Annotated in this window: 1 pseudogene; it reads right to left on the bottom strand. The window is 45.9% G+C overall.

What is annotated here, in order from left to right:
- Positions 1–53: 53 nt before the first annotated feature.
- Positions 54–209: pseudogene (gltA, locus tag V6260_RS19455) on the bottom strand (citrate (Si)-synthase); the annotation flags it as partial.

The following is a 209-nucleotide window of genomic DNA, read 5'->3' as shown; positions in this document are numbered from 1 at the left end:
GAATCTTCAGCTAATTGCTCAATCGGGTAACCGCGGTGAAGTAGTACACCTTACCCACCATCAATGTAGGAGATTGCAGATTCACAAGAACCAGTCGACATGAAACCTGGGTCATAACTAAAGTGACCATGTGAGCCTAACGTACGAACGTCGATCACATCCTGGACAGCAGTGCCTTGATAATTTGGAAGTTAGATTGGATCTAGCCC

This window comes from Pseudoalteromonas aliena (assembly GCF_038155085.1).
GTDB lineage: Bacteria > Pseudomonadota > Gammaproteobacteria > Enterobacterales > Alteromonadaceae > Pseudoalteromonas > Pseudoalteromonas aliena_A.
This window is presented reverse-complemented; position numbering and strand designations above follow the sequence as displayed.